The sequence below is a fragment of the Flavonifractor porci genome (genome assembly GCF_037572415.1).
Taxonomy (GTDB): Bacteria; Bacillota; Clostridia; order Oscillospirales; family Oscillospiraceae; genus Flavonifractor; species Flavonifractor porci.
The window spans coordinates 147711-161395 of sequence record NZ_JBBHLB010000006.1; the positions used below are offsets into that span (position 1 = coordinate 147711).

At 59.8% G+C, this 13685-nt stretch carries 10 protein-coding genes; 7 read left to right on the forward strand and 3 right to left on the reverse strand.

All coding sequences use genetic code 11. The features are described from left to right. The first annotated feature begins 2 nt into the window (after positions 1 to 2). Together proS and WHJ28_RS07475 are read left to right on the forward strand one after the other, a co-directional pair. Positions 3 to 1442: a proline--tRNA ligase gene (gene proS, locus WHJ28_RS07470; protein WP_340041191.1), complete on the forward strand. Its 1440-nt coding sequence runs from the start codon at positions 3 to 5 to the stop codon at positions 1440 to 1442. A gap of 439 nt (positions 1443 to 1881) precedes the next feature. After that, positions 1882 to 4029 (forward strand): stalk domain-containing protein, encoded by a 2148-nt coding sequence (locus tag WHJ28_RS07475; RefSeq protein WP_340041193.1) that lies wholly within the window; start codon positions 1882 to 1884, stop codon positions 4027 to 4029. 131 nt (positions 4030 to 4160) lie between these two features. Here WHJ28_RS07475 and WHJ28_RS07480 read toward each other — a convergent pair whose 3' ends face one another. The 3 genes from WHJ28_RS07480 to WHJ28_RS07490 are packed head-to-tail and all read right to left on the reverse strand — an operon-like array spanning position 4161 to position 6955. After that, positions 4161 to 5003 (reverse strand): N-acetylmuramoyl-L-alanine amidase family protein, encoded by an 843-nt coding sequence (locus WHJ28_RS07480; protein WP_340041195.1) that lies wholly within the window; start codon positions 5001 to 5003, stop codon positions 4161 to 4163. After that, complete coding sequence (locus WHJ28_RS07485) at positions 4991 to 6046, reverse strand: YARHG domain-containing protein (protein WP_340041197.1); 1056 nt, start codon at positions 6044 to 6046, stop codon at positions 4991 to 4993. Before WHJ28_RS07485 ends, WHJ28_RS07480 begins: the two co-directional genes overlap by 13 nt. 30 nt (positions 6047 to 6076) lie before the next feature. Continuing rightward, entirely contained in the window at positions 6077 to 6955 is an 879-nt protein-coding gene (locus WHJ28_RS07490) for an aldose 1-epimerase family protein (protein WP_340041199.1), read from the reverse strand. Between the two features lie 132 nt (positions 6956 to 7087). Here WHJ28_RS07490 and WHJ28_RS07495 point away from each other — a divergent pair, with 132 nt between their 5' ends. The 5 genes from WHJ28_RS07495 (at position 7088) to WHJ28_RS07515 (ending at position 13681) form a co-directional block, all read left to right on the forward strand. Beyond that, a complete protein-coding gene (locus tag WHJ28_RS07495; protein WP_087330112.1) occupies positions 7088 to 7894 on the forward strand; it encodes a TIGR04255 family protein in 807 nt (268 codons plus the stop codon). Between the two features lie 8 nt (positions 7895 to 7902). Then, the gene (locus WHJ28_RS07500) at positions 7903 to 8406 is read left to right on the forward strand and encodes a GNAT family N-acetyltransferase (protein ID WP_340041204.1); all 504 of its coding nucleotides are present in this window, start codon (positions 7903 to 7905) and stop codon (positions 8404 to 8406) included. 314 nt (positions 8407 to 8720) lie between these two features. Next, positions 8721 to 9257, forward strand: coding sequence for a cysteine hydrolase family protein (locus tag WHJ28_RS07505; protein ID WP_340041206.1), 537 nt, complete (start codon positions 8721 to 8723; stop codon positions 9255 to 9257). A 203-nt stretch (positions 9258 to 9460) separates the two neighbouring features. Further along, positions 9461 to 10909, forward strand: coding sequence for a nicotinate phosphoribosyltransferase (locus tag WHJ28_RS07510; protein WP_340041208.1), 1449 nt, complete (start codon positions 9461 to 9463; stop codon positions 10907 to 10909). A gap of 138 nt (positions 10910 to 11047) precedes the next feature. Next, a complete protein-coding gene (locus WHJ28_RS07515) occupies positions 11048 to 13681 on the forward strand; it encodes an S-layer homology domain-containing protein (RefSeq protein ID WP_340041210.1) in 2634 nt (877 codons plus the stop codon). The last annotated feature ends 4 nt before the right edge of the window (positions 13682 to 13685 follow it).

The following is a 13685-nucleotide window of genomic DNA, read 5'->3' on the forward strand; positions in this document are numbered from 1 at the left end:
ATATGGCACAGGACAAAAAGCAGGTGGAACAGATCACCGATATGGAGGTGGACTTCGCCAAGTGGTTCACCGACGTGTGTAAGAAGGCGGAGCTCATCGACTACTCCTCCATCAAGGGCGTGTTCATCTACCGCCCCTACGGCTACGCCATCTGGGAAAACTTCCAGAAGATTCTGGATGAGAAGTTCAAGGAGACCGGACACGAGAACGTGTACCTCCCCCTGCTCATCCCCGAGTCCCTGCTCCAGAAGGAGAAGGATCACGTGGAGGGCTTCGCCCCCGAGTGCGCCTGGGTGACCATGGGCGGCTCTGAGAAGCTGGAGGAGCGCTACTGCATCCGGCCCACCAGCGAGACCCTGTTCTGTGAGCACTACAAGAACATCATCCACTCCCACCGTGACCTGCCCAAGCTGTACAACCAGTGGTGCTCCGTGCTGCGTTGGGAAAAGACCTCCCGCCCCTTCCTGCGTCACCGTGAGTTCCTGTGGCAGGAGGGCCACACCATGCACGCTACCGCCGAGGAGGCCATTGCCGAGACCGAGCAGATGTTCAACATCTACGCCGACTTCTGCGAGAACTACCTGGCCATGCCCGTGGTGAAGGGCCGCAAGACCGACAAGGAGAAGTTCTCCGGCGCCGAGGCCACCTACACCGTGGAGTGCATGATGCACGACAAGAAGGCCCTCCAGGCCGGTACCTCCCACTACTTCGGCGACGGCTTTGCCCGCGCCTTTGACATTACCTTCGCCGGTAAGGACAACCAGCCCCACCATCCCTTCCAGACCTCCTGGGGCGTGTCCACCCGCCTCATCGGCGGCGTGATCATGACCCACGGCGACAACAACGGTCTGGTGCTGCCCCCCCGCATCGCTCCCACCCAGGTCATTATCATCCCCGTGGCCCAGCACAAGGAGGGCGTCATCGAGGCCAACGAGGCCGTCATGAACCGCCTGAAGGCCGCCGGCATCCGGGTGAAGATGGACGCCTCCGAGCAGTCCGCCGGCTGGAAGTTTGCCGAGTACGAGATGAAGGGCGTGCCCCTGCGTCTGGAGATGGGTCCCAAGGACATGGAGAAGAACCAGTGCGTGCTGGTCCGCCGGGACAACGGCGAGAAGAGCTTCGTCTCCCTGGACAACATCGAGGAGACCGTCAAGACCATGCTGGACACCGTGCAGCAGGGCCTGTTCGACAAGGCCAAGCGCAACCTGGACGACAACACCTACGCCTGCTTCACCGTGGAGGAGGTCAAGGAGAAGATGTCCACCCAGGGCGGCTTCGCCAAGACCATGTGGTGCGGTGATCTGGAGTGCGAGCTGAAGATGAAGGAGATCGCCGGCGTGTCCTCCCGCTGCATCCCCCTGGAGCAGGAGCACCTGGGCGACGTGTGCCCCGTCTGCGGCAAGCCCGCCAAGCATATGGTGTACTGGGGCGTGGCCTACTAAAAAACAGAACAGAATGAGGCCCCGGAGCGTGGCTCCGGGGCCTCTTGGTTGTATAGGATTTATGAAAGCCTCCCGTCCTCCAAAGCCGGGGTGCAATTACCGCACACGGACGGCAAAATGAGGGTTGTCAACTGTTAGACGGTAAGGTAGAATGGCCGTAAGGAAATAGAATCGTGCGGCAGACTGGACAGGACGGCAATCCCATCCAGTCCTGCGCGGGTGATGCTCCACCCACACAACGGAAATTCCGCACCGTCTCATTATTATACCATTTTTTCCACGATATTACAAGGTGTATTGTGAGGGGCGTTGCAGATAAAATGTGCTGTGCTGGGTATATTCAAATATCCGCACAGCACATTTTGTTTTCGTGGCAGACGGGGAGCCGGGGGTGACCTTCTGGATTCCGCCGTAAAGAATTTATTTCAGGAGGTAGCAAATGAACGGATTAAAAAAGTGTGCCATTTGGTTTTTCTCCCTGCTCCTGCTTCTCCCGCTTGGTCTTGTAAGCGCCTATGCCTCTGATGGCGCCCAATCCAACTACACCGCGATATCATCCGACGGCGAAACAACCGCCGCCATTACAGCGAATGGTGATCTCTACTGCTGGGGAGACAACACATACGGCACCGTGGGTATGGGTCCCTCTGTCCGCTACCAGGAAACGCCGGTCAAGGTACTTTCGGACGTCCGCTCCATTCTTATCAGAAGCGGAACGGCCTATGCCACTTTGAAGAACGGCGATCTTTATGCCTGGGGTAAGGGCAATTACGGATGCGCTGGCACCGGCAGCGAGGCGGACCAGTTTCTGCCCGTGAAGATCCTGTCCAATGTCAGACAGCTGATTGCCGAGCTTGGAAGCGCTACTCCGGGGGCAATCACAACAAACAATGACCTGTATTGCTGGGGGCAGAACGCATACGGCTGCGCCGGCGCCGGTCATACCAATTACCAGCTCACCCCCGTCAAGGTACTTTCCAATGTGAGCTACGCGACCATTACCGGCACCAGATCTGCGGCCATTACCCAAAACGGCGATCTGTACTGCTGGGGAAGTAAGGGCGCTGGCTTGGCCAAGTGCCCTGAGGGCATCTATCAGGTCAATGCGCCGGTCAAGGTCTATTCCGGCGTCGCCTCTGTAACGCTGCATGGCACCGATTTCGGTCTGCTGCTTACATACAATGGGGATCTGTGCGTATGGGGGGACAATCGAAACGCCCTGTTGGGCGTACCGCTGGGCGACTATGATACCTCATCCCTGGCAGGTAGCTGGGTCAGCGCAAACGCCGCGCTCAGGTCGGGAACTGCTCCCCAAATCGCAGCAGCAAGTCAATCTGCCGGTCTCTCCGCCGGATCGACTGTAGCTGTGGCGGTTCCCAGGGTGAACGAGAAACTTTCCGTGCCAACGAAGGTACTTTCCAATGTGGCCCGCGCCACCTATCTCAACGGCAACGATACGCTGCCCACCATCGTGGCGCTGACCAAGAACAGCGATTTGTATTGCTGGGGCTACAACGGCGGATTTGGCACCATCGGAAATGGAACCAAGCAGGATCAAACCACTCCCTATAAAGTCCTTTCCAATGTAAAGAACTTTACGGTTGGCGGATACGGCGTTTATGCCATCACAAACAACGGGGACTTGTTCAGCTGGGGCCGCCAGGCCTATTATGGTTGGGCGGACGAGACCGAAGATATTCTCCTTGCCCCCAAGAAGCTGCTGTCCAATATTGCCTCCTTTTCACTGGAGCCCGACGGCGAGGTGGTCATGGCGTTGACCTCCGGCGGCGATTTGTACAGCTGGGGCAACAACAACTGCGGCGCCACCGGCAACGAAATCGACGGCGACGCCCAGGTGGCGCCGGTAAAGGTGTTGTCCGACGTGGTATACGCCAGCGCCTTGAGTGAGCATGGCGGAAACCATACTGTCTCCATGGCAATTACCAGCACAGGCGATCTCTATTGCTGGGGTAAAAATAATTCCGGGCAGGTAGGAAACGGCGGAAAGGGCCTCATACGCCACACAAAAGGCGTGCCCGGCGCATGGGGAATTTTGTCTCAGACGCTCAAGTGCGTGCTCTCTCCCGATCAGGTGCTGACCAATATGCGCCTTCCCGACCTGTCGGTTTCGGTCCAGGCCACCAGCAACGCCAACCTTCACATCACCTACAACGGCGTGGAACAGGTTTTCACCAACACAAATGGCGGTTCTGTTCTCCCCCTAACCTATCAGGGCACCACCTACCTCCCCGTCCGGGCTGTGGCCGGTCTGGTGGGTCTCCAGGCAGACTGGGATGCCAATACCCAAACCGTCCTGCTTACCACAGCTTCCGGCTCTGTGGCCCGGTATTCCAGTCCCGGCAGTCCGCTGGGAACCACCACATCCGTAACCGCCTCTTTGAACCGCGGGGTGAAAGTAACTTTGAACGGGGATGTCCAGACCTTTTATGACGCAAATGGGCAGACTGTTTATCCCATCGTCTATAACGGAACAACCTACCTTCCTGTTCGAGCTATCTCCGGTCTGGTGAACCTCTCCATCCAGTGGGACGGCACCGCCAACACGGTCAGGCTGACAGATCAGTAAAAATAGCAGCAATTTTAGTAAAAAAGGAGTGGCGCAGCATCCGTTGCGCCACTCCTTTTTATAAATGGATTCCAATAATGATCCAGGTGCTCTGTGCCTTTTATAACTTTCCGGGGACTAGGGGCCTGCACCTATTCCTCTACGCCGTACCAGGCCAGCAGGGATTCCACCATGCCGTCCACGATCTTGGCTTGATACTCCGGGGTCTCCATAAGGGCGTCCTCCCGGGGATTGGTCATAAAGCCCATCTCAATGAACACGCAGGGCATGGTGGAGAAGTTGAAGGCGGTCAGGTCGGAGCGCTGGACGGTGCCCAGGTTCTTGGCTCCCGTATGCTCGCACACCGCCTCGATCATCAGCTCGCCCAGCCGGGCGCTCTCCTCCACGATGGAGGGGGTGCCCAGCAGGTCCCCGTAGGGCACCAGCACCATGGCCCCGTTGTAGTCCGGGTCGGTCCAGCCGTTGGCGTGGATGCTGATATGTACATCGGCCCCCGCCTCCCTGGCGATCTCGCACCGGGCGATGCCGCCCAGGGTGATCTCAGACACCTCCCGGGTCATCACTACCTCGGCTCCCAGGGCCTCCAGGGCGTCCCGGAGCTGGAGCCCCACCGCCAGGTTGAGCTGCTCCTCGGTCTGGTTGGCTCCGGCGGTGCCGCCGCCGAAGAGGTACTTGGTCTCATCGGACAGCGGAGAGACCAGCTCCCGCTGGCCGGTGCCGGTCAGCGGGGTGACGCAGTGGCCGGGGTCCACGCAGATCACCGCCCCCTCCAGGGGCAGCGGGGTGGGGGTGGGCTCCGGCGTGGGCGTAGGCTCCGGGGTGGGGGTGGGGGTGGGGGTGGGCGTGGGCTCAGCGGAGGGCGTCGCCGCCGGGGTGGGCGTGGGGACGGCCTGTCCCCCGCCCAGTCCGGCGCAGCCGGTACACAGCAGCGCCGCCATCAGCGCCAGGCAGCACAGCCGTCTCACTGCCGCCACCCCATCTCCCGCTCGTAGGCCAGGATGGTCTCCAGATTGGCCTGTTCATAGGCATTGAACACGCTGGTGTCAAAGGTGGAGGCATTGAGCCCGTCCACCGGCGTGTACCAGTTCTGGCGGTCAAAATAGTCCTGGATCTCCTGGCTGGAGAACTGATAGCCGTACCGGGCGTAGATCTCGTTGCGGATCAGGCTTACCTCCTCCTTGGTGAAGGGGGCCAGATCGCTCTTATCAATGTACTGGCTGTCCGTGGGCAGCAGATAGTCGCTGTCCATGATGTCCGGATCGTCGTTGTCCCGGCCGCCCAGCAGCGCCAGCCAGATGTCGCCCCAGCCCGCCGAAGCGGCCTGGCTGTAGGTGATGCCGTAGTAGGTCCACTCATGCAGGCCCTCGTCGTACCAGTAGGCCTCATAGGGATCCACGCTGTCGGAACTGCCGTTGACATAGAGGTTCATCCACTCGTCCAGCCGGCCCTGGTCCCAGGCCTCCCGGAAGGTGATGCCCTCGATCCGCGCGGAGAGCAGCTTGTCCATATCCAGCTGAATGGGATAGCTGCTCTGGCCCTGGCCGGGGGTCTGAGCGGGCTTGTCCTCCTCCTCCGGCGGCTCACTCTCAAGGGGCTGCGTCTCTACGACGCCGGAGGGGCTGGGGCTGGCCTCAGCATCGGAAGAGGTAGGCTTCAGAATGCCCATAGCCATCACCAGGGCCACAACGGCGCCCGCCACCAGGATACACAGCACCGCCACCAGGGCGATGTAGCCTCCCTTCCGGCGGGGCGGCTCCTGCTCTGGCTCGGATGGCTCCATAGGAGCCTGCCAGGTCGGTTCCTCCCGCTTGGGCGGCTCCGCAGGAGCCTGCCGGAGCACTTCCTCCTGCTTGGGCATCTCCTTGGAAGGCTCGGGCTTGGGCGGCTCCACGGGAGCCTGTGGGGCGGACTGAGCGGGCTGGGGCGGGCGGTTCTCGGGCTTGGTGGTGGGCTTGCCGCACTTGTAGCAGAAGGCGGCGGTATCCGCCAGCTTCGCCCCGCAGTATTTACAAAACATGGCGCACAAACTCCTTTCTGTCAAACAGGCTCACAGGGTATCCACCTGGTAGCCCAGCGTGCGGCTCTCACCGGGAGCCAGGGTGATGCAGTAGGCCTTGTCGGACAGTTCCGGGCCCTCCCCCGCCTCGGCGGACATCCCGTGCCAGGGCTCGATGCACACATAGGGAGCCGCCTTGCCCGGCATGGACCACAGGGCCAGCAGCGGGAAGTCGTGGAAGCGCACCCGCACGCCCTTGCCGGTCTTTTTGCTGTGCAGCTCCACCTGCCGGGACTTGAGGCCCCGGAAGATCAGGGTGTCCCTCTCATCAAAGTACTTATAGTCCAGGGGCAGCACATCGGTGTCCTCCAGACAGGGCAGGGTGCGGTTCAGGTCCACCCCGTTGGCGTCGGGCACCAGGGTGGGGCAGGTCTCTTTCTGCTCAAAGCGCACCTCGTAGTCGGTAAAGACCTCCCCCTCCTCCAGGGGACAGCGGAAGCCGGTGTGGGCCCCCACGCAGAAGGGCATGGGCTTGTCCCCGGTGTTGGTCACCGTCACAGAGGTGGCAAAGCCGGTATCGGTGAGCTGCTGGCGCACCACCAGCCGGAAGGGATAGGGATAGACCTCCAGAGTGTCGCCGCTCTCCCGCAGCTCCAGCTCCGCCCAGTCCTCGCCCTGGCCGGCCACCGCAAACTCGCAGGCACGGGCAAAGCCGTGGCGGTTCATGGAGACCTCTTTGCCCTCAATGCGGATCTTGCCCTCCTTCAGGCCGCCCACAATGGGGAAGAGCAGGGGGTTGCGCCCCGGCCAGTAGGCCGGATCTCCCGTCCAGATATATTCCAGGCCGTTCTCGTCCCGATAGGACACCAGCTCGCCGCCGTGGGTGGCCACCCTTGCGGTCCGCCCGCCCCGTTTCAGTTCCAGTTCCATCACATACGCCTCCTTGTGTTGCTACCAGCATTATACCGGTCCTTTTCCTCCAATGCAAGGCCGCGATGTTTGACATATGGCCGGTTCGGGGATAAAATAGGAGAGACTTTATAACAGGAAGGAGCAGCCACCATGCTGTTTGCCCCATATGAGCGGTTCCACTATGTCCGTTCCCCCCTGGTGGAGGTCATCTGCCAGCTTCGTTTCCCCACCATCCTGTCCATCGGCGCCAATGAGCCCGCCGCCTTCCAGGAGGCCATCCGGAAGGACTTCCCCAAGTATATGACCCGGCAGGAGCAGTTGCCCCCCAAAGTGGTGAAGAAGGGCAACGCCACCGCCCTGGAGCCCCAGAAGCCCATCACCAACTACCACTTCATCTCGGAGGACGGCCGTTGGAAGATCAACCTGACCCAGAACTTTATCGCCCTGTCCACCCTGTCCTATCAGCGGTGGGAGGACTTTGCCATCCGGCTGGACCAGGCCTTGGCCCAGTTCATCCAGATCTATCAGCCCGCCTACTTTGAGCGCATCGGCCTGCGGTACGTCAACGCCGTGTCCCGGAAGGCCCTGGGCCTGGAGGACCAGCTGTGGGATGATCTGATCCAGAGCCAGTACCTGGGCATTCTGGGCGAGCCCGACGTGGAGGAGAGCGAGATCGTCAAGTGCGCCCTGGATGTGGAGACCCCCCTGGTGGGCGGCTACCGCATGAAGCTCCATGCCGGTCCCGGCCTGGTGGGGGCCAACAACCCCCAGAACGCCAACCAGCCCAAGGAGACCCGTTTCATTCTGGACGGTGACTTCTCCGCCGCCGGTCAGGTCAATGCCGACGCCGTACCCGAGAAGCTGGAGAAAATGCACCGCTTTGCCGTCTGCCTCTTCCGGGGCGCGGTGACCAACACCCTCCACGAGGCCATGGGCCCCACCCCCGTTGCCGAATGACCGGGGAGATGACCATCCGTCCCGCCCGCCGGGAGGAACTGGAGGAGATTTGGTCCATGGTGCGCCGGGCGGTGGTCCATATGAACCAGCTGGGCAACCCCCAGTGGGGAGAAGACTACCCCACCCGGGACTTCTACGCCGGGGACATCGACCAGGGCGAGCTGTACGCCGCTGTCATCGACGGCAAGCTGGCCGGTGTGGCCTGTATCAACACCGCCGAATCTCCCGAGTATGACCCTCTGCCCTGGACCACCAGCCGCCCGGCTGTGGTCATCCACCGCATGGCCATCGATCCCGCCTTTCAGCGCCATGGGGTGGGCTCCGCCCTCTTTGCCTTTGCCGAGGAGGAGGCCCGCCGCCAGGGCATTGCCGCCATGCGCATCGACACCTATTCCCTCAACGACCGGATGCAGGCCCTCATCCGCAAGATGGGCTTTTCCAAGGTGGGGGAGATCCACCTTCACGGCCGGCCCCTCACCTACCCCTGTTTCGAGAAGGCCCTTGCAATTTAACGGCAGCGCCTCTATAATAGATAGGTGTCTTGACACCACAGTCTGTCGAAAAAGGCGGAACTGATGCAAGAGAGAAATGAGTTCTTGGACCGAAGAAAAGCCCTCGGCAGAGTTTTGCCGCCCGCAGGCGGCAAAACAGAGTCAGAATCTGTTTTTTCCAAGGACATGAGCCTTGGAAAAAACACTTCTCAGCCCGCAAGCGTGCGCGCTTTGCGCGTGCGACGCAGCGGGCTGCATTCCCTCGAAAAAATGCTTGCATTTTTGAGAAGCGTGTCGAGATAGCTCGACACGCTGACCAAAAGGAGGAAACGGGCATGAAATGTCTGCTGCTGGTGGTGGACTACCAGAAGGACTTTGTGGACGGCGCCCTGGGCTTTGCCGGGGCGGAAACCCTGGACGGCCCCATTGCGGAGAAAATCGCCGCCTATCACGCCGCCGGTGATGATGTGGCCTTCACCCTGGACACCCACCAGGAAAACTACCTGGACACCCAGGAGGGGCGGAAGCTGCCGGTGCCCCACTGTCTGATGAATTCGGAGGGCTGGCAGCTCTACGGCAAAACCGGACAGGCCATGGACAAAGGCAAGGACATGGTGATTTGCAAGCCCGCCTTCCCCTCTCTATGGCTGGGCAACTGGCTCAAAAGTCAGGGGTATGACCGCATTGAGATCGTGGGGCTGGTATCCTACCTGTGCGTGCTGTCCAATGCCATCATGGCCAAGGCCGCCCTGCCCGAGGCCGAGCTGGTGGTGGATGCCGCCTGCACCGCCGGTCCCGACCCCGTCCTCCACAACAACGTGCTGGACCTGATGGAGGCCCTGCAGATCACGGTCATCAACCGGAAGGATTGATTGAGATGAAAGAACATATGAACTACACCCTTCTCTGTGATTTCTATGAGCTGTCTCCCAGGTGAATGTCCCATTCACCCGGGGCCCCAATTTCATTTGATCTGCGGGCGGCGAAACTGAATTCCGCCGCCCTGCGCCGCTTACCGCGGCGCCCCGCCTTGCGGGGCCCCATGGTGAGCCATAAACCGGGAGGTTTGAACGCCATGAAGCAACACATGAACTATACCCTGCTCTGTGACTTCTACGAGCTCACCATGGGCAACGGCTATTTCCAGACGCCGGGCTACACCGAGCAGATCTGTTATTTCGACGTCTTTTTCCGCAACGTGCCCGACGGAGGCGGCTTTGCCATTGCCGCCGGTCTGGAGCAGGTCATCGACTATGTGGAGCGGCTCCACTTCGATGAGGAGGACATTGCCTATCTGCGGAGCAAGGGCTGCTTCTGCGAGGGCTTCTTGGAGTATCTGAAGAACTTCAAATTCACCGGCGATATCTGGGCGGTACCCGAGGGCACTCCCATCTTCCCCCGGGAGCCCTTCCTCACCGTCCGGGCCCCCGCCATTGAGGCCCAGTTTATCGAGACCTTCCTGCTGCTCACCCTGAACCACCAGTCCCTCATCGCCACCAAGACCAACCGCATCGTGCGCTCGGCGGACGGGCGGCCGGTGAGCGAGTTCGGTTCCCGCCGGGCCCAGGGCCCCGACGCCGCCATCCTGGGCGCCCGGGCCTCCTACATCGCCGGCTGCGCGGGCACCGCCTGCACCCTGGCCGACGAGGTGTACGGCTCCCCCGCCGGCGGCACCATGGCCCACTCCTGGGTCCAGATGTTCCCCGACGAGTATACCGCCTTCAAGACCTACTGCCAGCTCTATCCCCACTCCGCCACCCTGCTGGTGGACACCTACAACGTGCTGAAATCCGGCGTACCTAACGCCATCCGCGCCTTCACGGAGGTACTGCTCCCCCAGGGCATCACCAACTGCGCCATCCGGCTGGACTCGGGGGATCTGACCTACCTGTCCCGGAAGGCCCGCAAGATGCTGGACGCGGCGGGGCTCACCGAGTGCAAGATCGTGGCCTCCAACTCCCTGGACGAGTATATCATCCGGGACCTGCTGCTCCAGGGGGCCCAGATCGACTCCTTCGGCGTGGGCGAACGGCTCATCACCTCCAAGAGCGAGCCGGTGTTCGGCGGGGTATACAAGCTGGCCGCCATTGAGGACAAAGAGGGGAATATCATCCCCAAGATCAAAATCAGCGCCAACCCGGACAAGATCACCAACCCCGGCTTTAAGAAGGTGTACCGTCTTTTCGACAACGAGACGGGGAAGGCCTTTGCCGATCTCATCACCCTGTGGGACGAAACAGTGGACGAGAGCAAGCCTCTGGAGCTCTTTGACCCGGACGCCACCTGGAAGCGCAGCGTGTTCACCAACTTTACCGCCAGGGAGCTGCTGGTGCCGGTGTTCCAGAACGGCAAGCGGGTGTACGACTCCCCGCCCATCGCCGAGATGCGGGCCTGGTGCGCCGGGCAGATCGACCTGCTGTGGGACGAGGTAAAGCGGTTTGAGAACCCCCACAACTACTATGTGGACCTGTCCCGGAAGCTGTGGGACCTGAAACAGAATCTGCTGACTCAAGTGGGAAAATAGCCAAAGAAATCCGTGAAACGGCAACGTTTCGCGGATTTTCCTTTTTCTGCGGTTGACAGAACTTTCCTTTTGGACTAAAATGAGGGCGGTAAGCATCCCCAACTTGGGATGCAAAATAATATGTAGGAGGACATGGCGATGAAACAAACACGCACACGGCTTGGCAGCCTGTTTATTGTTGTGACGATGCTGCTGACGATTCTTCCCGTGTCAGCATTTGCAGCGGAGGACAAGGATGCTTACAGCAGCCTGAAGGCTGCCATCGAAGCCGTTCCCACCGACGGGACCGAAACTACCGTGACCATGACCAGCGATATTGCCGGTATGACCACGGAGCAGATCATTACTATCCAGGAAGGCCAGAATATTGTGCTGGATATGGCCGGACACTGCATTACAGTGGCTCCTGATAACTTTAATGGCCGCCCTATTGTAAACTATGGTACATTAACAATTAAGGGTAATGGTACTATTGACAGTTCCATGGCCACCAGTAAAAAGAATGGCACCGTTGGAATGGGTGCCATCGACAATTTCGGTACCTTGTTGATTGAAAACGGGACTTACAAAGGCTGTGTTTTTGGAGGCGCCGCAATTCGGAACAAGGAAGGCGCATCATTAACCATTGAGGATGGCTATTTCGAAAGTAATTCTTCCGTTTATAATTTTGAAGGCGCAACGGCTATTATCAATGGCGGTGAATTCAAATCGGAAGCCTGCAATGCAATCGAAGATGATACAGGGACAGCCGGTCATTTTGCATACGCTTTTATTAGTGCAGGCAACCTATACTTTAATAACGGTAAAGTAACGGGAGTTCAGGGCGCACTGGCGATCAATAACGGCTATGCAGAGGTAAAAAATGGAACCTTTGAGACCGTACTATGCGACCATGGCAGTAATACTCCCTTCTATGCTCTGTATATTGCCGGAGAACGTGGTGTAGTTGACGCAACTATTTCCGGTGGTACATTTAAAAGTGCCACGCGAGTTGCAGTAAGTGTAGGTAACGATAATACAGGCGGCGATGGTGGTCTAAATCTTCCCGCAAATGCCACTATTACAGGGGGCACATTTATTGGGGGAGGAAGTGGAACTGCCGCACTTGAAGCTCCTAAAACAGGTACGCTCAATATCACCGCCGGTACCTTCTCCAGCGATGTAAGCGATTATGTGGACCGGAGCAGCAGTGTGACCACGGACGCCCACGGCAACTTTGTCATCCTTCCCAACGAAAAGGAAGACGGTGTGGCCGAGATCGACGGCAAGTATTATAAGACCCTGGGCGACGCCCTCGCTTCGGCTGCAGACGGCGACACCATCAAGCTGCTGAAGAATGTGGACAGCAATACCGCGATCACCATCCCCGCGGGCGTTACCCTGGACGGCGCCGGCAAGGCCCTGGCCTACACCGGCGGCAGTAAGGAAACTCCCTCTGACGGCGCATTTATTACCGCCGGCGGCGAGAATGTGACCATCCGGAATCTGACCATTGAGACCAACAATCAGATCAAGCATGGCGTACAGTTCTACTGCGTAACGAGCGGCAAGCTCAGCGGTATCACCGTCAACGGCGGTGCCTACACCTCCGTTATCGTTAACAATTCCCAGAATATCATTCTGGAAAACTGTGTCCTCAATTCCAACGGCTACACCAACATTGAGTACGCCGTCGGCAGCAACATCTCTGATGTGGTCATTCCCAGCCTGACCGTTGACAATGTGACCTTCAAGCCCGCCGGTGAAACCGGCGCTCCCCTGATGATCTGGGTGGACAAGGACACCGTGGGCCGGATCAAGCCCGTCATCGGCGGCAATCCCACCGACGAAGATGTGGTTGCCAAGATCAAGGAGAGCGTGACCAACAAGGACCCCGGTGATGTTGTGATTTCCGTGGAACTCAGCGATGGCAGCGTCGAGAATGAGACTGTGAGCGGCGTGGGCTATCCCACCGGCTCCACTACCTATGCCATCACCGTGGACAAGGCCGACAACGGCGCCGTCACCGCCAGCCGTACCCGCGCCTCCAGGGGCCTCACCATCACCCTGACCGTGAAGCCTGACGAGGGCTATAAGCTGGATGATCTCACCGTCACCGACAAGAACGGCAGCGAGGTCAAGCTCACCGACAAGGGCGACGGCAAGTACACCTTCACCATGCCCGCTTCTGCCGTTACTGTGGAGGCTTCCTTTACCAAGGACGACGGTTCTGTGAGCACCGGCCTGCCCTTCACCGACGTGAAGGCCGACGACTGGTTCTATGAGGCTGTGAAGTACGTCTACGACAACAAGCTGATGGACGGCACATCCTCCACCACCTTCGCCCCCCTCATGACCACCAACCGGGCCATGATCGTCACCATCCTGTGGCGTCAGGCCGGCAGCCCTGTGGCCAACTACGCCATGAACTTCGGCGATGTGGAGAGCGGCGTGTGGTACACCGAGGCCGTCCGCTGGGCGGCTGCTGAGGGCATCGTCAAGGGTTACAGCGACACCGTGTTCGCCCCCAACGACACCGTGACCCGGGAGCAGCTGGCCACCATCCTGTACCGCTATGCCGAGTACAAGAAGTGCGATGTGACCGCCAAGGGCGACCTGACCACCTTCTCCGACGGCGGCACCGTGTCCTCCTGGGCGGCCGACGGCATGACCTGGGCGGTGGGCGCTGAGCTCATCACCGGTAAGGACGGCGGCAAGTTGGATCCCACCGGCACCGCCACCCGCGCTGAGGTCGCCACCATCCTCATGCGTTTTGTCACTAAAAACGCATGATTTT

Bases quoted from the DNA above. Each gene is read 5' to 3' on its own strand.
- proS (WP_340041191.1), top strand. From the start codon at position 3: ATGGCACAGGACAAAAAGCAGGTGGAACAGATCACCGATATGGAGGTG.
- WHJ28_RS07475 (WP_340041193.1), top strand. From the start codon at position 1,882: ATGAACGGATTAAAAAAGTGTGCCATTTGGTTTTTCTCCCTGCTCCTG.
- WHJ28_RS07485 (WP_340041197.1), bottom strand. From the start codon at position 6,046: ATGTTTTGTAAATACTGCGGGGCGAAGCTGGCGGATACCGCCGCCTTC.
- WHJ28_RS07490 (WP_340041199.1), bottom strand. From the start codon at position 6,955: ATGGAACTGGAACTGAAACGGGGCGGGCGGACCGCAAGGGTGGCCACC.
- WHJ28_RS07495 (WP_087330112.1), top strand. From the start codon at position 7,088: ATGCTGTTTGCCCCATATGAGCGGTTCCACTATGTCCGTTCCCCCCTG.
- WHJ28_RS07500 (WP_340041204.1), top strand. From the start codon at position 7,903: ATGACCATCCGTCCCGCCCGCCGGGAGGAACTGGAGGAGATTTGGTCC.
- WHJ28_RS07505 (WP_340041206.1), top strand. From the start codon at position 8,721: ATGAAATGTCTGCTGCTGGTGGTGGACTACCAGAAGGACTTTGTGGAC.
- WHJ28_RS07510 (WP_340041208.1), top strand. From the start codon at position 9,461: ATGAAGCAACACATGAACTATACCCTGCTCTGTGACTTCTACGAGCTC.
- WHJ28_RS07515 (WP_340041210.1), top strand. From the start codon at position 11,048: ATGAAACAAACACGCACACGGCTTGGCAGCCTGTTTATTGTTGTGACG.